The organism is Porphyromonas endodontalis, assembly GCF_052173515.1.
GTDB lineage: Bacteria > Bacteroidota > Bacteroidia > Bacteroidales > Porphyromonadaceae > Porphyromonas > Porphyromonas endodontalis_A.
The window spans coordinates 91,525-112,667 of the sequence record NZ_JBQMYL010000001.1 but is presented as its reverse complement, the minus strand read 5'-3'; the positions used below and the strand labels follow the sequence as shown (position 1 = coordinate 112,667).

At 46.1% G+C, this 21,143-nt stretch carries 15 protein-coding genes; all 15 read left to right on the top strand.

Features of this window, described 5'->3' with window-relative positions; genetic code table 11:
- The first annotated feature begins 210 nt into the window (after window positions 1-210).
- The 15 genes from clpP to ACTTHR_RS00420 all read left to right on the top strand — a co-directional run bounded on the left by clpP (window position 211) and on the right by ACTTHR_RS00420 (window position 20,704).
- Window positions 211-897, top strand: coding sequence for an ATP-dependent Clp endopeptidase proteolytic subunit ClpP (gene clpP / locus ACTTHR_RS00490; protein ID WP_442604793.1), 687 nt, complete (start codon window positions 211-213; stop codon window positions 895-897).
- Window positions 898-946: 49 nt separating this feature from the next.
- The gene (gene clpX, locus ACTTHR_RS00485) at window positions 947-2,209 is read left to right on the top strand and encodes an ATP-dependent Clp protease ATP-binding subunit ClpX (protein WP_442604792.1); all 1,263 of its coding nucleotides are present in this window, start codon (window positions 947-949) and stop codon (window positions 2,207-2,209) included.
- Window positions 2,210-2,244: 35 nt separating this feature from the next.
- Entirely contained in the window at window positions 2,245-4,419 is a 2,175-nt protein-coding gene (gene recQ / locus ACTTHR_RS00480) for a DNA helicase RecQ (protein ID WP_442604791.1), read from the top strand.
- A 37-nt stretch (window positions 4,420-4,456) separates the two neighbouring features.
- Entirely contained in the window at window positions 4,457-5,842 is a 1,386-nt protein-coding gene (locus ACTTHR_RS00475; RefSeq protein ID WP_304285224.1) for a peptidylprolyl isomerase, read from the top strand.
- A 70-nt stretch (window positions 5,843-5,912) separates the two neighbouring features.
- Window positions 5,913-7,892, top strand: coding sequence for an OstA-like protein (locus tag ACTTHR_RS00470; protein ID WP_442604790.1), 1,980 nt, complete (start codon window positions 5,913-5,915; stop codon window positions 7,890-7,892).
- Entirely contained in the window at window positions 7,805-8,215 is a 411-nt protein-coding gene (locus ACTTHR_RS00465) for a hypothetical protein (RefSeq protein WP_276772988.1), read from the top strand. Before ACTTHR_RS00470 ends, ACTTHR_RS00465 begins: the two co-directional genes overlap by 88 nt.
- Complete coding sequence (gene mutL / locus ACTTHR_RS00460; RefSeq protein WP_442604789.1) at window positions 8,212-10,137, top strand: DNA mismatch repair endonuclease MutL; 1,926 nt, start codon at window positions 8,212-8,214, stop codon at window positions 10,135-10,137. Before ACTTHR_RS00465 ends, mutL begins: the two co-directional genes overlap by 4 nt.
- A 371-nt stretch (window positions 10,138-10,508) precedes the next feature.
- Window positions 10,509-10,979 carry a transcription elongation factor GreA gene (gene greA, locus ACTTHR_RS00455; RefSeq protein ID WP_442604788.1) on the top strand — a complete coding sequence of 157 codons (471 nt, stop codon included), beginning with the start codon at window positions 10,509-10,511 and terminating at the stop codon, window positions 10,977-10,979.
- A 38-nt stretch (window positions 10,980-11,017) separates the two neighbouring features.
- A complete protein-coding gene (locus ACTTHR_RS00450; protein ID WP_442604787.1) occupies window positions 11,018-11,416 on the top strand; it encodes an HIT family protein in 399 nt (132 codons plus the stop codon).
- A 266-nt stretch (window positions 11,417-11,682) separates the two neighbouring features.
- The gene (locus ACTTHR_RS00445) at window positions 11,683-13,038 is read left to right on the top strand and encodes a DEAD/DEAH box helicase (RefSeq protein WP_442604786.1); all 1,356 of its coding nucleotides are present in this window, start codon (window positions 11,683-11,685) and stop codon (window positions 13,036-13,038) included.
- 36 nt (window positions 13,039-13,074) lie between these two features.
- Entirely contained in the window at window positions 13,075-14,301 is a 1,227-nt protein-coding gene (locus ACTTHR_RS00440; protein WP_276772996.1) for an ROK family transcriptional regulator, read from the top strand.
- A gap of 199 nt (window positions 14,302-14,500) precedes the next feature.
- A complete protein-coding gene (locus tag ACTTHR_RS00435) occupies window positions 14,501-15,088 on the top strand; it encodes an RNA polymerase sigma factor (protein WP_442604785.1) in 588 nt (195 codons plus the stop codon).
- A gap of 399 nt (window positions 15,089-15,487) precedes the next feature.
- A complete protein-coding gene (gene rho / locus ACTTHR_RS00430; RefSeq protein WP_442604784.1) occupies window positions 15,488-17,437 on the top strand; it encodes a transcription termination factor Rho in 1,950 nt (649 codons plus the stop codon).
- Window positions 17,438-17,709: 272 nt separating this feature from the next.
- Window positions 17,710-19,566, top strand: a complete 1,857-nt coding sequence (locus tag ACTTHR_RS00425; protein WP_442604783.1) for a DUF349 domain-containing protein — start codon at window positions 17,710-17,712, stop codon at window positions 19,564-19,566.
- A 106-nt stretch (window positions 19,567-19,672) separates the two neighbouring features.
- The gene (locus ACTTHR_RS00420; RefSeq protein WP_442604782.1) at window positions 19,673-20,704 is read left to right on the top strand and encodes an NAD-dependent epimerase/dehydratase family protein; all 1,032 of its coding nucleotides are present in this window, start codon (window positions 19,673-19,675) and stop codon (window positions 20,702-20,704) included.
- Window positions 20,705-21,143: the final 439 nt, after the last annotated feature.

Below are 21,143 nucleotides of genomic sequence, written 5' to 3'. Positions count from 1 at the left end.
GGAAGTAAGAAGTCTGTCTTCTAAGAAGAGATTCTGAAACACCCCTCTAGCACACCATTGCTCCCCCTCCTCTTGCTTGAGAGATGGATGAAAGGGGGAGATTATTGTTATTGTTTTTATTACCTTTGTTTTGGTAGATAGGGAATCTCTCTTGAGGGCTTACCTACCCTAAAGGCATCTTATAAGCATAGAGATAGCAACAGATACAAGATGACAGTACAAGACGAATTTAAGCACTTTGCAACCCGTAAGCTAGGGCTCAACAGCAATACCCTACACCATTACATATCCGCAAACGGAGGTTATGTATCCCCTACTATCATAGAAGAACGCCAGCTCAATGTGGCTCAAATGGACGTATTCTCTCGTCTTATGATGGATAGGATCATTTTCCTTGGCGCGGGTGTAGACGATTATACCGCCAACGTAATACAAGCTCAACTACTATTCTTGGATAGCTCTGATCCCGGAAAAGACATCTCTATTTATATCAACTCCCCAGGAGGATCTGTATATGCCGGTTATGGGATCTACGACACAATGCAGTATATCAGTTGCGACGTATCTACTATCTGTACGGGTATGGCAGCCTCTATGGCGGCAGTACTGTTGGTAGCCGGCTCTCATGGAAAAAGGTTTGCACTACCGCACTCTCGTGTCATGATTCATCAGCCTCTGGGCGGAATGCAAGGGCAGGCCAGTGATATCGAGATCGCAGCAAAAGAGATCTTGCGTGTAAAGGGAGAGCTTTACAAAATCATCTCTGAGCACTCCGGGCAACCACTAGAAGTCATTGAACGCGATAGCGATCGAGACAAATGGATGACAGCCGAAGAGGCTCAGGCTTATGGTATGATTGATAAGGTACTCAACCCCAAGCCAAAGAAAGGAAACTGATTGACCTCTATACACACAAAGAGATAGTACTCCTCCAGTAAAAAGAGAGATGGCTCCTAAAAAGAAAGACGGCAATCATAAGCATTGCAGCTATTGTGGACGTGGAGAAGAAGAAGTAAACTTCTTGATACAGGGCGAAGAAGGTGTAGCCATATGTGACCTTTGTATCAACGAAATGAACAAGATGATCCGCCAAGCGATGGGTCCCGCTCCTGTAGATAGCACGGTAGAGAACCCTCCCAAAGCAGACCTTTGTTTTGAAAAATTGCCCCGCCCCAAAGACATAAAAGCCTTCTTAGACCAATATGTAGTTGGGCAAGATGCTGCAAAAAAATACCTCTCGGTTGCTGTATACAACCACTATAAACGGGTGCTCCAAGTCCCCAATGACGAAGATATTGAGGTAGAAAAAAGTAATATTATCATGGTAGGGCCTACGGGTACAGGTAAGACACTCCTTGCCCAGACTATAGCCCGTATGCTAGACGTACCCTTTGCCATTGCAGATGCTACCGTACTTACCGAAGCTGGTTATGTAGGGGAAGATATTGAAAGTATCCTCACTCGTCTTTTGCAATCGTGCAACTACGACGAAAAAGCAGCAGAGCGCGGGATTGTTTTCATTGATGAAATAGACAAAATCGCGCGCAAAAGTGATAATCCCTCCATTACTCGCGATGTAAGTGGAGAGGGTGTGCAGCAAGGGTTGCTCAAGTTGCTTGAGGGGTCCATTATCAATGTACCTCCAGCAGGCGGTCGCAAGCACCCCGATCAAAAGTTCATCCACGTAAATACTCGCCATATTCTATTTATCTGTGCAGGGGCTTTCGATGGTATCGAACGAAAAATTGCCAACAGATTAAATACTCGCTACATTGGTTATCAAGAAGAAGGTGAGCGTTCTCATGTTGATCCTCAGCATCTTCTCAAACATGTCTCCCATCAAGATCTTAGAGCTTATGGGCTTATTCCCGAGATCCTTGGGCGTCTTCCCATCCTTACTTATCTTGATCCTCTAGAAAGAAGTACCCTCAAGAGCATTCTTACTGAACCTAAAAACGCCATTATCGGTCAGTACGTAAAACTCTTTGCAATGGATGGAATCAAACTTCATTTTACCGATGAGGCTCTCGACTATATCGTGGACAAAACGATCAAAGAGGAACTGGGAGCTAGAGGACTTCGCTCCGTAGTGGAAACAATCATGATGGAAGCGATGTACACCCTCCCGGGTAATACCGACGTTTCCGAACTTCTCGTAACACGAGAATACGCACAAGAGCATAGCAAGGAACTACATATTCGCAATTAGAAGAGAGATTGCATTCTATCCCCCACTCCTCTAACATGGATCTAACCCTACTGGCTCATCTCAAAGAGCATTTTGGCTTCGAGACATTCAAAAATCACCAAGAAGAGATTATCTGCGCCCTATTGGAGGGCAAAGATTGTTTTGTGTTGATGCCTACCGGAGGGGGGAAAAGTATGTGTTACCAGTTGCCCGCCCTTATCTCTGAGGGGACAGCAATTATCATCTCCCCTCTCATTGCTCTTATGAAGAACCAAGTAGATGCTTTGCGTAGCTACTGTAATGACGACTGTGTAGTGCACTTCTTTAATTCGTCTCTACGCAAGAGTCAAATGGATCTTGTGCGACAGGACACCCTAGCGGGGCGAACCAAACTTCTCTATGTTACCCCCGAGTGTCTTACTAAGGAGGAGAACCAAGCTTTCTTACAATCTATTTCTATTTCCTTCTTTGCCATAGACGAGGCTCATTGCATCTCCGAGTGGGGTCACGACTTCCGTCCGGAGTATCGTAAAATACGCCCTATGATTGATGTTATAGGACGCCGTCCCATCATTGCTCTCACGGCAACAGCCACCCCCAAGGTGGAGCACGATATCCTGCGAACCCTACAAATTCCTCAAGCTCATATCTTCCGATCTTCATTTAATCGACCCAATCTTTTCTACAGCATACTCCCTAAAAATGAGGATGTTGACCGCAACATTGTTCGATTTGTCCTCTCAAACCCTCAAAAAAGTGGCATAGTCTATTGCATGAGTCGGAGCAAAGTCACTACTTTTGCCGAGATTCTTCGAATTAATGGTATCCGTGCCCTTCCTTACCATGCCGGTTTGGATGCTCAAGAGCGAGCTGCTAATCAAGATGCATTCCTTAGCGAAGAGTGCCAGGTAATTGTAGCAACCATCGCCTTTGGCATGGGGATAGACAAGCCCGATGTACGCTTTGTCATTCACTACGATATGCCTAAAAGTCTTGAGGGATATTATCAAGAGACCGGTAGAGCGGGACGAGACGGAGGAGAGGGAGTATGCATTGCTTACTACAGCCAGAGCGACATGCAACGGTTGGAAAAGTTCATGCAAGACAAGAGCAATAGTGAGCGAGAGATAGGCAAACAACTACTTGCAGAAACAAGTAACTATGCCGAGTCCGCCCTATGTAGGCGCAAGCTCCTACTTCATTATTTTGGAGAAGAATACAGAGAGGAGAATTGTGGAAATTGTGACAATTGTACGATGTCAAAAAAGAAATTAAATGCAAGTGAGTGGTTGCAATCTCTCATAGAGACGATACTCGCACTCAAAGAAAAATTCAAAGCAGAATACGTAGTAGACGTGCTAAGAGGCGTGGATACTGCGGATACAGAAGCCTATGGCCATACCGAGCTAGAGTGCTTTGGGCAGGGAAATGATGTAGATGCCGATCTATGGCAATGTGTCATTAGCCAAGCAGTGATAGGTGGATTTATAGATAAGGATGTAGAGAACTATGGTATCCTAAAGGTAACGGCAAAGGGGAAAAAGTTCCTAAAGAAGCCTACCAAATTCGAGATCGTAATTGATGATCAAGAGGATGATGAAGATGCCATGATGGGTAAAGAGGATGCTTCCGGAGAGGCAGGAGACCCCGAGCTTTTCTCTATCATGAAAGAATTTCGTAAGACGATGGCTCTACAGCTAAAGGTGCCGGCTTACGTAATCTTCCAAGATGCCTCTCTCAAGGCTATGGCTACACTCTATCCCACCACCGAGGAGGAGTTACAAAACATCCCCGGTGTAAGTTCGAGTAAGGTAAAGCGTTACGGAGCAGAATTCCTCAAGCTCATTCGCAAACATGTGGAGGAGAATGAGATAGAACGCCCCATGGACTTCCATGTACGTACGATCCCCAATAAGTCTAAGATCAAGCTCACCATTATCGAACAAATCGACCGCAAAGTATCGCTCGAAGATATTGCGTTCTTCAATAACTTAGAGATTGACGAGCTCCTCACGGAATTAGAAGAAATCGTATACTCCGGCACGGGCATCAATATCGACTATGCCATCAAAGAGATAATGGATGATAGTGATGTTTTGGAGGTATATACCTACCTCAAGCAATCAGAGACGGACTCCATAGATGCTGTTCTCGAAGAGTTTGGGGATGTCTATTCCCTAGAGGAGCTACGTCTTATTCGCATCAAATTCATATCCGAGCAAGCCAATTAACCTAGCCCAACCCCCATTTCTCTAAGCAATAAAGAAAATGAAAAGACTCAACTCCCTACGCCCTTGGATTCTAGCCATCGGGCTATCATGTGTCTCCATGTGTACCCTATTGGCTCAGCAAGTCATAGACGAAGTAGTTTGGATGGTGGGGGATGAAGCGATCCTTCGCTCCGATGTAGAATATCAAAAGCTACGCCTTCTCTCTCAAGGTGTACGGCTAGATGCCAACTCAGAGTGCGCTCTACCGGAGCAACTTGCCGTGCAAATGCTCTTCCTTAACCAGGCAAAAATTGATAGCATCACGGTAGATGATGCGATGATCAATCGCTATGTAGAAGCCAATATCCAAGGGATGATAGCGGAAGTTGGATCTAAAGAGAAACTCGAAGAGTACTTCAATAAAAGTCTAACTCAGATCCGAGAAGACCAGAGACGGCAGGCCAAAAGCGGGGAAATCGTGCGTGCCATGCAGCAAAAGCTGGTGTCGAACATCTCAGTAAGCCCGTCAGAGATACGTGCTTACTTCGCCTCTATCCCCACAGACTCTCTACCCTATATTCCCACCCGACTAGAGGTACAAAAAATTGTGCGTAAGCCCATTGTAAAGCTGTCGGAGATCGATCGCATCAAACAAAAACTTCGCGAATACTCTGAGGAAGTCAACTCTGGAAAAACTTCTTTCTCCACCCTTGCTCGTCTTTACAGCGAAGACACTCGCACCGCCCTCAACGGAGGAGAATATGGATTTGTGGCCAAAACGAGTTTGGAAAGTGAGTTCGCTCGCATTCTCTTCGATATGCCCAACAACAAACGAGTTTCTCCCATTATCCAAAGTGAAGAGGGATACCACATTGTGCAAATCATAGAAAAACGTGGTGATCTTATCAACTTCCGCCACATTCTCTTGCGCCCCAAAGTTGCCGACGAAGCCCTCGAGACAGAGGTTACCAAACTCGATAGTATAGCTGGTCAAATAACGAGTGGAGCCCTCTCCTTTGAGGCTGCTGTAGCTCAATATTCGCAAGACGAAGATACGAGCAATAGCGAGGGCTTACTCGTAAATACCAACTACCAAAGCACCTATGCCGGCAGTTCGTTCTTCCCTCTTGAGGAGCTTCCCCAGGATATTAGCCGAGAAGTGGCTAATCTGAAGGTAGGAGAGCTGTCACGAGCTTTCGTAATGATCAATGAGAAAGGCAATAGAGAGGTCTTGATAGTAAAACTTCGCAATAAGCACGATGCCCACCGTGCTACGCTTACAGAAGACTATCAAACGATCAAAGAAATGGCTCTCCAGCAAAAGCGAAACCAAGAGCTCGATGATTGGGTACGCACACAACAACTCAAAACATTTATCGAAGTTGCCGAGGGTTATCGCAATTGTGACTTCAAGTATCCGGGTTGGATTCACGATAATAAATAACCGAACAAAGGTCACACAAAAGCCATTCTCCCTCCCTAAGAGCATGGATTGATCCCTATCTCGATAGAGAATGTCGAACAAAGACTCTCACCCTCACACTAAAGAGCACGCACGGTGGCAGATTTCCACTGTGGTGCTCATTGGTTTATTTATTCTCTTCTCTTCGTTTGCCCTAATGCCACCACCTCCTACCTTAGGGGGTAACACGCAAGCAAAAGGGACACGACGCATCATCCTCGATCATGCAGATCGCCTAGAGTATAACGCCGAATTAACCCCCGGGGTGCAGCGTCTCGTTGGGAATGTACAGCTACGTCATCTCAATTGGGTAATGACCTGCGATAGCGCCTTTCTCGACCAAGAGACGGATCAATTTGAGGCTTTCGGAAATGTGGAAATACACGAGGGGGACTCTGTAACCATCCTATCGAAATACCTCAATTACGATGGGATGGCTCGGTTTGCAAGACTCAGAAACACCGTAGAACTTCGCAACTCCACTGCCACCCTCTACACCGATAGTTTGGATTATGACAGGGTTGCAGGTAAAGGGTATTACTTCGATACGGGAACCATTGTAGACTCTCTCAATACCTTAACCTCCATCTATGGGGAATACACCCCCAGTACAGACCAAGCCATCTTTCGGGATGCGGTGGAGCTTGTCAATCCCGATTTTACTCTGAATACGGACTATCTCGTCTACAATACGCGAACTAAAATTGCGGTATACGATGGGCCTACATATATTGTTTCGGACTCCGGTCATATAGAAAGCACACGAGGGGTATACGACACAGAACAAGACCTAGGTATCCTACTCGATCGCTCTATAGTATACAACACCCATGGCACCGTAGAGGGGGATTCTCTACTCTACGACAATCGGTTGAAGTTTGCAGAGGCCTTTGGTAATATGGTGCTGATTGATACCGTAAACCAAGCAATACTTAGAGGGGAATATGGTTATTATGACGAGAATAAAGAGTATGCCTTTTCTACCCAACACGCTTGGCTTACGGATTACTCAAAGCCCGACACACTCTATCTTGGAGCCGATACTCTTGAGTTAATCACCCGAAAGCAGGAGCCCAAGGACATTCGCATAACGCGAGCCTACCACAATACAAGGGTGTATAGGAATGACGCCCAAGCGGTAGCAGACTCCCTCCATTACTTCTCCATGGACTCTACAATGGCTCTCTATGGTGCCCCTATTCTATGGAGGGATAGTATGCAGCTGGAGGGAGATACAATACGCCTGCACTTTGCCGATGACACGCTACATCATGCAACAGCATGGCTCAATGCAAAGGCTATGCGCCTATTGGAAGAGGATAAGTTTGAGCAAATCAAAGGGGATTCTCTCATTGCATTCTTTGCAGATAGTAGCATACGAGAGATGCAAGCCCACGGAGAGGTAGAGATGGTGTACTATGCCTTGCAAGAATCCATCAAGCACTACTATGCGGTGGGTCGCATAAAGTCGCCCCATGTATATACCTACCTCGCAGCAGATACCCTGCAAAAAACAATCTGGCAAGGCCCCGCCTCGGGAGGGATTCACCCTATTGAGAGTGTAAGACCGGACATATCTAGGATTAGCGGCTTGGTTTGGCAGCCGGAGAAACGTCCCCAATCTCCCGACGATCTATTTACCCAAGAGCTAGATTCTCTAGGGGCTCCTATCCCTTACACACACCCTCATACCTCCACCCTCCGAGGCTTTAGCGGAGCACAAGCCGCATTGGCAGCTTATCAACTCCTAGACAAAGAGGTAGAGAAGCTAGAGACTCAGCAAGCCGCTCTAGAGCAGAAAGAGTCTCAAGACGATGGCAACGATAAGGACAAAGCGGAGCAAGAAGAGAAACTAAGTCTCTACATTCGCCGCCCCGATGACAGCACACCCTCTTGGCTGGCTCCCCAGCCTCTTGATATTTTCAATAATGCAATGAAACAACTATGGGACTCTTTTTCTTCTTCAACAATCAACGAACAAGACGCTTCGAACACAAGCCAATCTATTGGAATCAAGAGCGAGAAGCCCTAGAGGAGCGAGTTGCGCGCATCCGAAAAGAACTCGAAGAAAAAGGAGAGATCTCTCCCGACAAAAAAGTAGAACTCTACAATACAGAGACTCTTTTAGGGAAACAAATTGCCGAGCACGAGGCTAAGAAGGGAGCGCAAACAGAGGAGCATCGCACTCAGTTTGCTGACGAACTCCATTCCTCTATGTTGCAAAATATGCGCCATCTTAGTCAGCAAGAAGAGAAAGGGATATCGGGTAGAGGTAGAATAAATGAAATACTAAAGATCCTGCTCGTACTTCTCGTATTGGGAGTATTGGTATGGTTCCTCTATTATAAACAATGAGCGATATAATACATGTACTCCCCGATAGTATTGCCAACCAAATAGCGGCAGGGGAGGTTATCCAGCGTCCTGCATCCATCCTGAAAGAGCTGGTCGAGAACTCTCTTGATGCCGGTGCGAAGCGTATTATTGTGGAAGTAGAAGAGGCCGGGAAGGCGAGTCTCAAGGTTACGGACGATGGCTGCGGAATGTCTCAAATGGATGCTCGCATGGCTTTTGAGCGTCATGCCACCAGCAAAATCTCTGACGTCCAAGATCTCTTTTCTCTACGCTCAATGGGATTTCGGGGGGAGGCTCTAGCCTCTATTGCCTCCGTTGCGCAAGTTGAGCTGACGACGAGACGCGCTGAAGACGAAATGGCTACCCAACTTACCCTTAATGGCTCCGACGTTGTGAATGTACGCAACGTTGCTGCCCCCGTAGGGAGTAGTTTTATGGTGCGAAATGTCTTCTTCAATGTACCGGCACGTAGGCGCTTCCTCAAATCCAATCAGACCGAGCTAAAACACCTTATAGAACAATTCGAGCGCATCGTATTGGTCTATCCCGGGGTTTCTTTCTCCTTTTATAGTGATGGAAACCTGACGCTCAATCTACCGGCCACTACACAGCGGCGCCGTATCACAGACACGCTGGGACAGTCTGTAGATAAGGGGTTAATTCCCATCCATTTCGAAAACGAGATCTCCAATATCAACGGATTCGTATCCCTACCGGACTGCGCAAAAAAACGAGGTGCAGAGCAGTTTCTGTTTGTCAATGGGCGATATATGCGCCATCCCTACTTCCATCGTGCCATCCTCTCTGTGTACGAGAAGCTACTCTCCCCCGGCTATGCCCCCAATTATTTCCTGTTCTTTTCCATCGATCCCTCTCGTATTGATGTAAATATACACCCCACAAAAACGGAAATAAAATTCCTCGACGAACAAGCCATCTTCAAGCTCCTAGCCATCGCCATTAGGCAGTCGCTGAGCACAACTATGGCTGTACCGACCATCGACTTTGAGCATAAAAACGTGGTAGATATCCCTATTTATTCAGGGAAACAAAAAGAGGTACTCCCCTCTCCCGACCAGCCTTTGGATCCGAACTACAATCCGTTTAATTCGACAGATCTACCCACTACCCAGTCAAGTGCTAAGGGGTATTCAGCCCCCTCTCGGCGACCGAAGGTGGATTGGAAGTCTATGTTCGAGAGCTTCGAGCAACACAAAGAAAACAGGGCTACCACCTTCTCTCAAAAAGAAGCAGCCCCAATCTCTCCGGAAAGCTGCCCAGTTTCAGAAAAAAATCCACCCGAAAATCAACTTTTTTCTACCCAAGAAAATTTTTCTTCTCAGGCAGTAACTCTAGAGAAAACACCCTGCTTTCTCCACGATAATAAATACATCGTTAGTTCTGTTAGTAGAGGTGTTGTTCTCATCGACTACAAGAGAGCCCAACAACGGATTATCTACGAAGAAGTAAAGAAGGAGTTTGCCAAAGAGGGAAAAGAACACGCAACTCGTAAGCTACTTTTTCCCGAGTTATGCGCATTCCTCACAAAAGATGTTGCCCTGGTGGATGGTCTTCTTCCCGAACTAGAATCCATCGGATTCGAAATTTCTTCGCTCGGGGGAGGGAGCTACTCTATCTTAGCAGTTCCGGAAATGGTGGAGACAGATGCAAAAGAACTAGTCGAACAAATTATATCCGATGCCCTAGAGCAATCCATCTCTACTAAGGATGCTCTTATAGAAATCCTCGCCCTCAAACTATCGAATTATAGGGGGGCAATTAGCAACCTCCCAGTCTCTCCGGAGGGGATTGAAGCACTTATTGCGAAACTATTCTCCTGCCAAGAGAGCACCTACACTCCGCAGGGGAAATTGATCATGCGCGTATTGTCTAACAACGAAATACAGCAAAGCTTCGACTAAAGGCCCTGTCTCTTCACGCCCTTCTTTCTCCCTCAAGCTCTAGGTCTTAACCTCATGTGTTACAATAAGATTACTCTAGGGCTGATGGGATTGTATTTCTAAAAGGGGATAGGGAGGATAGGCCTACATTAAAAAGAAATAGCTACTTTTGCACTCGTATTGCGATAAAGGCCTATTACGGTGTCGCAGCACATAATGGGTCAAGCACTCTATGAAACAGAAACTTTTTTCTGACTTCTAGAACAGGGAAACCAAGAAGGACGCATAGAGAACCTGCCCATTGTTTTTTTGATAGTAAGGTGAAAACAATAGCCATTCCTCCTCCCAATGAGTAATGAAAGAGCAAGAGAAATGGTTCTAACCCAAGAGAAATGGAATATCACTACATGACTCAAGACGGCTTCGACCGTCTAATGGATGAAATTAGTCGTCTGGAAAGGGAGGAGCGTCCTGCCATAGCCCAAGCAATTGCTGAGGCTCGGGACAAAGGAGACCTCTCAGAAAATGCGGAGTACGACGCTGCTCGCGAAGCTCAAGGGCTGCTCGAAGCAAAGATTTCGCAACTTAAAACACAAGCTGCTAACACACGCATTATAGACGAAAGTACGATCGATACTAGCAAGGTGCAACTACTAACCAAAGTAAGAGTAAAGCGCCTTGATGACAATTCTATTATAGAATACACGATTGTGCCCGAGATAGATGCCAACTTCAAAGAGCGGAAACTCTCCGTTACTGCCCCTATCGCCCGAGGTCTTATCGGAAAAAAGGTGGGAGAAATAGCCGAAGTACAAGTTCCCATAGGGCTTCTTCGTTTCGAAATTTTGGAGATCTCTATCTAAGGGTCTCACTCCGTAGAATTACAAATTGGTAATAAGCTATGAGTTCGATTTTTTCTCGGATTATTGCAGGAGAGATTCCTTGTTATAAGGTAGCAGAGGACGAGCGTCATTTTGCATTCCTAGACATCAATCCAAAGGCCGCAGGGCATACGCTTGTAGTTCCTAAGCAAGAGGTTGATTATATATTCGACCTCGATGATGAGAGTACAGCTGCCCTCCACCTATTTGCCAAAAAGGTAGCAAAAGCCATTGGCGAGGCTATTCCGTGCCGCAAGATAGGTTCTTTTGTGCTAGGGTTAGATGTTCCCCATGCACATATCCACCTCATACCCCTACAAGACGAATCGAGCGTAAATTTTGCCTCGGGACAGCACCTTGAGCTAAGTAGCGAAGAGATGCAACGTATTGCAGACAGTATAGCACAAAAGATCAAATAAAGAAGAAACGGACCAAGCTGGATCTTCTCCTCCCCAAAAGGCAAAACCGTCTCTACCCTATCACTCCCATACAAGTTTTATTATTTGTATGGGAGTTCTTTTTTGAGTCAAAGAGATTTTAGAAGAATAGTTTAGATATAAAGTACTTCAGGAAGCAAGAGATAAGTAACCAAAGGGAGCTATTATAGAAATTCAAAATATTTCTTCTACAAAAAGGTCATTATAAAGAAAAAACTCCTATCTTTGCTAGGGAAAGATTGTACGTAATGAATTTTTTCGATTTTGACTTTGCGGACGAAGTCCTAGACGGACTGGATGCCATGAATTTTTCAGAGCCAACCCCCATACAAGAGGCGACTATTCCACCTCTTTTGGAGGGTCGAGATCTTCTTGGATGTGCCCAAACGGGTACCGGCAAAACGGCAGCTTATCTTCTTCCCATCATTAATCGAATCTATTTAGGCGAGTTCGAAGAGGGGTATATCAAGGCTATCGTAATGGCTCCTACACGAGAATTAGCACAACAAATAGATCAGCAAATTACGGGATTTGGATACTTTGTTTCTATCTCCTCTCTCGCCATATATGGGGGGACTGATGGATCAGCTTGGGCACAAGCTCAGCGGGGAGCCGAGCGCGGGACCGATATTGTTGTAGCCACCCCGGGCAGGCTAATCTCTATGCTAAACCTGCAAGCTGCGGACATATCTCACACTTCCTATTTTGTTATTGATGAGGCAGATAGAATGCTTGATATGGGCTTCTATGATGACATAATGAGCATCTGCAGACGCCTACCCAAGACCTGCCAAATTGCACTCTTTTCGGCCACAATGCCTCCCAAGATAGAGGAACTCGCTCGTAGTATTCTTAAGGATCCGGTACACGTTGCCATCGCAATATCCAAACCTCCCGAGACCATTCTACAGAGTGCCTATATCTGCTACGAAGCACAAAAATTACCCATTGTTACAGACCTCTTATCCTCAATGTCTGAAGAGAAACCAACCAAAACGGTGGTATTCTCTTCTTCAAAGCTCAAGGTACATCAGCTTGCTACTGCTCTAAAAAGCAGAGGGGTAAATGTTGCAGAAATGCACTCGGACCTCGACCAGACCACGAGAGAGCAAGTGATGCGTGACTTCAAAACGGGTTATGTGGAGGTGCTTGTAGCTACGGATATTGTAGCCAGGGGTATTGACATTGATGACATCAAGGTAGTAATCAATTACGATATGCCTCATGATCCCGAAGACTACGTACACCGCATCGGACGTACGGCAAGAGGCACTGACGGAAGAGGCGTTGCCATCACCCTTGTCAACGAAGAAGAACAACGTAGCTTTGCTTCCTTAGAGCATTTCCTAGGATACTCGATATACAAAGTCCCCATAGGGTCGGAGTATGGAGAAGCCCCTAAGTACTCCCCAAAAACATCTCAAAAGCGTTACAATAACGGAGGGAATAGACGTCGCCCGAAGGGAGAAAAGCAAGCCAAAAGAGCTTCTAACGGAAAACAAAAACAGACACAATCTGAAAACGGAACAACCCCCAAAGGACGGGTTTCGCACCGCTCTAGAAAACCCTTTTTCAGAAAAAATCGATCTAAGGGGGAAGAATAAACACTATTATCTCTATTGCCAATAATGAAGAAATCAATGAAAGAACCCATATTACTCAGTGAAGTCTCATCTGGGACAAAGGTTGGACAAACGAAAAGCCAGATCATTGCATATTGTATCGAACATGGTCCTTCTACCATTACCGATCTCGCGCATCATTTAATGCTTAGCACGCCTACCGTTACTAAGTTCATCACAGAGCTTGAGAACAAGAAGTGTATTGCCAATTATGGCAAGCTGGAGACTAATGGAGGGCGTTATCCCTACATCTATGGGTTACACCCCGAAGCAGGGATATTCATCGGAGTAGATGTACAGCACGATCGTATCCACATTGGACTTATGAATTTGGTGGGAGACATCCTCCTACAAGACTACGATATTCCTTACACGCTAAGTGATACTCCGGAAGCTCTCAGCGAACTTTGCAACCTGATTCGCTCCTTTATCTCGGAACATAAGATTGACACGAGCAACCTACTCAATATCAATGTCAATATGCCCGGGCGTATCAACTCTCTAACGGGGCATAGCTACACCTTCTTCCAACAGCTACAAAAAGAAACTTCACTTGCAGAGATTCTCAATAAAGAACTAGGTTTTAATGTTTCGTTGGACAACGATACACGTGGCATGGCTTACGGAGAATATACGCAAGGGGTAACAGCAGGCTCTGATGCTAAGAACGTACTCTACCTCAATCTGAGCTGGGGACTTGGGCTTGGCATTATCCTCGATGGTAAAATCTATACAGGTAAGTCCGGCTTCAGTGGTGAGTTTGGACATATGAGTATCTTCGACAATGAGATACTTTGCCCATGTGGGAAGAAAGGCTGTATGCAAACTGAGATTGGCGGACTCGCTCTCCATCGCGTACTCACCCAACGTATTGCTGCGGGAGAGGTATCTGTGCTTTCTGACCTCTACAACAAAGGGCAGAATATCACGCTGTCCGACATCATCGATGCTATCAATCATGAGGATGTACTCTGTCTCGAAGTTCTCGATTCGATTGGGCGTAAACTAGGTAGACAACTTGCAGGACTCATTAATATCTTCAATCCCGAAGTAGTGATTTTAGGAGGGGCATTGGCCGCAACAGGCGAGTTCCTACGCCTCCCCGTTGAGACGATTGTACGGACCTATACGCTCAATGTAGTAAGTAACGATACGTCCATCAAGATTGCCACCCTCGGGAAAGAAGCCGGGCTTATTGGCTCTTGCATGATGGCTCGCTCTCGCCGCTTTGGCAAAACAAACTAATCTAAATACGGAGGGGAGGATAAAATTTCTTCCCCTCTAATTCTTTCCCTCTTGTTGCATATTTCGCAAGAATAGTGTTACTTTGCACCGAGAGGGAGGAATAGCCTGTCAAGGCTACTCTCTCTGAGGAATATAAAACTAGATCACGATTGCCTATCGAAACATTGCTACTCTTTAGTTATTAGAAGATCATAGCAATATGAAAGATATAAAGCTGAGATCAGACGATGAGTTGATCTCACTCTATGCTGAAGGTTGCAACGAAGCCTTCGATGCACTTATCGACAGATATGACGGTGAGTTGCTTTCTTATATACGCCTACAAGTAGGCGATAGCGATGTGGCAGATGACCTGTTCCAAGATACTTTTATCAAGGTTATTCATGTGCTCCGTGCCGGCACCTATCAGATGCAAGGCAAGTTCCGTCAGTGGCTGTTTAGGGTCGCTCGTAATATGGTAATAGATCACTTTAGACGCACCAAGGCGCAGCATGTGGTCTCTATCCATGACGAAAATTTTCGCGAAGAGTATCTTGATAGACTTCCCTACCCTAGCCCTAACATAGAGGAGCAGTTGGTAGAGCAAAATCGCAGAGACCTACTACACTCTTGTGTGGCACGTCTCCCCAAGGAGCAGCGAGATGTACTCATCTTACGCTACCATAAAGACATGAGTTTCAAGGAGATTGCCGATTACACCGGGGTTAGTATCAATACAGCATTGGGACGAATGCGTTATGCTCTTATGAACCTGCGTAAGATGGCCCCTCGTCAAGCCTTTGACTAAAATAGCCAGGCTCCTTACGAAAACCTAAAGCTCTCTCCTGCCATTCGGGAGGGAGCGAAAAAGTTTTCATAAGGAGTTTTGTGTTTTTTAAGTACCGCTATTTGGATTTTGTATTGTACATTTGCAGGGAAATAGTATCGATGGATCTACATTAGGAGACATAAAGTTCTCCTTGTCGTTGTAGAAAGAATCGTCCCTTTTTCTGAACTAATCGCTAAGTAGAACTTTCCCCTCTGGGTAAGCGATTTCTTTTCGAGTTTAGTAAGTTTTTGGAATTGATCGATTCGCCATCGTATAGCCAATCATATATTATATCACCTCCGTAGTCTACATAAGCCTTTACGATAAAAGGAAAGACCAAAGGAGCACAAAGCAAAATAGCAGAAGGTAATTCACACGATGCAAACAAAGTACACTATTGTATCTCTTGATGGCAAGACAGACGAAGAGCTGCGCGCTATCTCCCAAGAGTTGGGGATGAAAGACATCCCCTCGGGCAGAGATAAACTCATTTATGCCATTCTAGACTTCCAAGCTGAACTCCAGGCAGAAGTTGGAAAAGAACAAGGAAAATCTAAAGCAGATCGGGGTAACTCTAAGCGTCACGATACAAGCAACACAAATACAACAGAGGAGAAAGCCTCCTCTCAATCTAAGGAGAAAGATCGCTCCAATAACCCAAAAGGGGCGCCAAAGGCCTCCTCGAATACCCCCTCTTCTCCCAAGCAGAAGAGTCTCTTCTCTCCGGACATGGACGACGAAGCGCGGAAAAAAGCCATCGAAGCTGCCTCAGCCGAGAGTGCAAGTCATCTAGCAGGAAATATTAAGACGGAAAGCTCCTCAATCCATCCGGCCTTACTCTCTTCCAGCTCCATCCCGGAAGAAATAGCTTCAACCATCAAACACGAAGATACATACCCCAAGGGATCAGCAGCCATCCTCCCCGACACTCCGGCCCCCCAAGAGTCTCAAGAGTCGAATTCTCCGAATAAACCGACGCAAATGGTATTCACCAATGCCAATGCCAAAGACTCGCTACTCGACTCCATCATGCCACTAATTACCCCCACAAAGGGCACAAATGGAGAAAAACCTGCAGCTCCCCAAGAGCGTAAGGGGCAGAAAAATGCAGAAAGGAGCAACCGCAATCAACACAATCGCCAAGATAAAGCGGGAAAAACAGAGAGCCACGGCGAAGAAGAAACCCCTCTATACAATTTCGAAGGAATGCTTCCTTGCATTGGAGTATTGGAGGTTATGCCCGATGGATACGGCTTCTTGCGTAGTGCCGATTACAACTACCTCTCCTCGCCGGATGACATATACCTCTCACAACAGCAGATCAAGACCTATGGGTTAAAATCGGGAGATGTGGTAGAGGGAACCATCTATCCTCCTCAAGATGGAGAGAAATATTTCCCCTTTGCCTCTCTTGAGAAGGTGAATGGGAAGCTCCCGTCGGAGATTTTAGACAGAGTGCCGTTTGACCACCTAACTCCGCTTTTCCCCGAAGAAAAATTCAAGCTCGAAAGTCTTGATGTGGCAGGCGTATTCGACAAAACAGCCATGCGCATTGTAGATCTATTCTGCCCCATAGGTAAGGGACAACGTGGGCTTATCGTATCCCAGCCTAAGACAGGTAAGACAATGCTTCTAAAGGACATTGCCAATGCCATTGCAGCCAATCATCCCGAAGTCTATGAGATCATATTGCTCATTGATGAGCGCCCTGAAGAAGTGACAGATATGGCTCGCAACGTTAATGCTGAGGTTATCGCCTCCACCTTTGATGAGCCGGCTGAGCGTCATGTAAAGATTGCAGAAATCGTGCTAAGCAAGGCAAAACGTATGGTGGAATGTGGGCATGATGTTGTAATCTTACTAGACTCAATCACGCGCCTTGCCCGAGCATACAATACTGTGCAACCGGCCTCCGGCAAAGTCCTCTCAGGGGGTGTTGATGCGAATGCTCTACAAAAGCCTAAACGATTCTTTGGTGCGGCTCGTAATATCGAACACGGAGGGAGTCTTACGATACTCGCAACAGCCCTCACCGATACGGGCTCCAAGATGGACGAAGTGATCTTCGAAGAGTTTAAGGGAACAGGGAATATGGAGTTGCAACTCGACAGAAGAATTGCCAATAAACGCCTCTTCCCGGCTATGGATATCATGTCAAGTAGCACCCGCCGAGATGATCTTCTTCTCGATCCTGTAACCCTCAATCGCATGTGGATCTTGCGGAAATATCTATCAGATATGAATCCCATCGAAGCTATGGAATTCGTTAAACAACGTATCGAATCTACGGATTCAAATCTTGAGTTCTTAGCATCGATGAATAGCTAAAAAGGCCATAGTTCAATGGTTTATAAGTACCTTCTCTCCCGATAGGAGTGGAGGTACTTTTTTGTTATGGAGAATTCTTTTTAAGGAGGCAACCTCCCCGATCAACAAGATACAGTGACACTTAATTGTTCGATTGAGGGAGCAATTATTTGGGAGTACCCTACTTTATTCACAAAAGACAGGCCTTAGTCTCATTTTTATTTGCTTAATTTGTAAGCGAATTGAGAGAGGATCCCTATACGTTGTAGGGTTGCCTCATCAAAGGAATGCGTATGGAAGATACTAACTTGATGCCCCAAGAGAAAAACCTCAACACTACAGCACCCGATGCTGCTGAGGCTACTACTCCCGAAGCTCCCGTAAACGGAGCCGACCACTCTACTGAGAGTCCTGCTTACAAAACTTTCTCTTATGAGGAAATCGAAGCTATGACTTGTCCTCAGATTGTAGATGCAATTGCACTGATGTCTCAATCTGAAGTCTTACCCTCTCGCCGTGATGTCGACGCCCTAAAAAAGGGATTTGACAGGAAAAAAAGTGCGTACGAACGCGCGGAGACAGACGAAGCGAAAGCCCAACTCGAAGAGGCAAAACTACACGAGAGTCGCTTACACGATATCCTGGAGACCTACCGACTTCGCTACCAACAAAACCTAGAGGAGGAGCGAAAGAAGCAGGAGGAGAACTACGAACTCAAGCGTCAACTCATTGAGACCTTGCGCTCCATCGTTTCGAGTCAAGACGACTTTTCGACCATCCGTACGCAATACTACGAACTAGAGGAGAAGTGGAAAAGCATTGGCCAAGTGCCCGAGGCAAAGTACAACGACCTCCAAGCCGAGTATAGTAGATTGCGCGAAGAATACTACGATCTTCGTCAGATGAACGAAGAGAGCCGCGCCTACGACTTCCGCAAAAATCTCGAAGCCAAACAAGACCTCATAGCACAAGCCGAAGAGCTCAGCACTCGTGAGGATATCATAGATGCGTGCAAAGAGCTACAGCAACTACACCGCGAGTGGAAAGAAATTGGCCCTGTAGAAAAGTCTATGCGTGAGGAGATTTGGGCTAGATTCAACGAGCTATCTCACGATCTAAATAGGCGTCGTCAAGAGTTTTTCGACAACCGAAATGCCCAAGAAGAGGCCAACCTCTCCGCAAAACAAGAGATCTGCTTGGCAATAGAGTCGCTACCCATCGATTCGTTCAATAACGCTTCAAAATGGAAGAGTGCCACCGAACAAGTGCTCAAGCTACAGGAGCAATGGAAAGAAACCGGGCACGCTCCACGCAGTGAAAGCAATGAGATCTATAAGCGTTTTAGATCGGCTTGCAATTTCTTCTTTGATACAAAAGCTCAATTCTTCCAGACCCTACGTGAACAATACGATCAGGCTGATGCCACCAAGCGCAAGATCATAGAAGAGGCAGAGTCTCTTGCCCCCAGTACGGATTGGAACAAGAAGGCTAAAAGGCTCAAAGAGCTACAAGAGGAATGGAGAAAGGCAGGACGTTCGTCCAAGCGCGTAGGCGATGAACTTTGGGCTCGCTTCCGCACAGCATGCGATACCTTCTTCGAAGCTCGTAAGAAACAAGGCAATGCACGCAATACAGAGCAGGTAGCCTGCCTAAAGGAGAAACGTGAAATCATTAGTGAAATTGAAGCACTAACAGAAGAGGAAGGCACTCCGCAAGAAGAAATGCGCAGCAAACTTAACGCCCTTATGGAGCGTTTCAATGCTGTGGGGCATGTGCCTTATCGCGATAAAGAAAAGGTGTACAACGCCTACTATCGTGCCGTAGACAAAGTGTACGAAAAGTTCCAAATGGAGCGCAATCAGCGCCGTCTCGAAGCCTTTGCCTCGGATATAGACAGCATGGGTGGAGACCTTAAGAAGCTAGAGGATGAGCTAGAAAGACTCTACCGCACTCGCGAACGCATGTCCAAGGAGCTGCAAACCTCTACCGGCAATCTAGATCTCTTCTCGGTATCGTCTAAATGGGGCGACTCCGTGATGCGAGATATAGAGCAAAAGCAACAACGCTTGAAACGAGATCTAGCCTCTGTGGGCGAAAAGATCCGTCTACTCCAAGAAGCAGTGAAGGAAGCACGTGCAGAGAACAAATAAGATCCTCTTGTCACTACTTCGGACATTCACGAATAACGATTAATTGTGTCACTCAAAGGAGGTCTATTCGGCCTCGTTTGAGTGGCTTTTTGTTTCTAAAAAGAAGATGAATTTGCAAGAAGAGGGAGAGCATAAAGAGCGACTTCTAATTACAGGAGCAACAGGTTTTATCGGCAAATACATCCTAGAAAAAGCTATAGAACTTGGGTTTGATGTATGGGTGGCAGTGCGCAAAGAGAGTGCAAGACAACACTTCGAGGGGCTACCTATCCACCTTTTGGAAGTTGATTTCTACTCTGTAGATCAGATGGCGCAGCAGTTCGCAAAGATTCCCCTCTCGCTATCCACCGAGGCTCCTTTTCGCTACGTTATCCACAACGCAGGTCTTACCAAGACGCCCCATAAGAGAGAATTTCAGGAGGTCAATGCCGAGCATACACGCCGTCTACTAGAGGCTCTTGAGCGTATGCCTGCTCTACCCGAGAGGTTCGTACTGATGAGCAGTATGGGTAGCTATGGAAAGAATCGTAGCCATCACCCCTTGGATGCCTCTATGCCGCACGAGCCGAATACGCTCTACGGAAAAAGCAAACTCCTCGCCGAACACTATGTGCGCCAGTCGGACTTTCGCTACACCATCCTCAACCCTACCGGGGTATATGGATTTGGCGACCAAGACTATTGGCTCTCCATCGATACCATGAAAAAGGGATGGAGTTTTCTATCAGGACGCAAGCATCAACAGCTCTCTTTTGTATATGTGCGAGATCTGGTGCAAGCGCTATTCCTCGTAATGACTCACCCCGATGCCGAAGGGAAAAATTATCTCGTTTCGGATGGGCAAACGTACGACGACCACGACTTCACCCTTTTCGCATCAAGGCATATCCATCGCAAAGTGCGCGAAGTGCGAGTTCCCCTCGGCATCATATATATAGCATGTGTTTTGGGAGCACTCTACGGAAAGCTCACGGGGCATCCCATTGCACTAAACTTGGATAAATATCCCATCCTCAAGCAACGCAATTGGCAGTGCAATATCGCTCCCCTTCTAGCCTTAGGGTATCGCCCCCAATACGATCTAGCCAAGGGACTTGACGAAGCATTCGCTCTTGCCAAAAAGAAGGAGGGACGCTAAAACTTAGCCGTCGGAGGGCACTTTCCACCCAATCCTCCAACAGACAACTTGACCTAGAATAGAAAAGGAAAAACTCCTGCCCTAAAAATAAAAATTTATAGGCTGATAATTCACCGATTATCAGCCTATTTTTGTATCCATTTCTGCCCAGAATCCCTCCCCAAACCACCCTAGACAAAAAGAGATTAGCACCCGATAAAAGTAATTGGTCTGCATCTTAATTCATAGCACCCCAAAAAGAACTACACTCCAAGCCAAAGAGGTCAAATACTTTATTAACCTTATCAAGGCGAAGTGTGGTCTTTTCCTACTTCAATTCACGAACGATGCGTAGACCCTCTCCAGCTTTCTATAATAGATCTACTTGTATCAATTTTATTCTTTGCACATCTCTTTCACGTACTGCGCTATGATCGTCCTCACTTGCATCTTATATCAA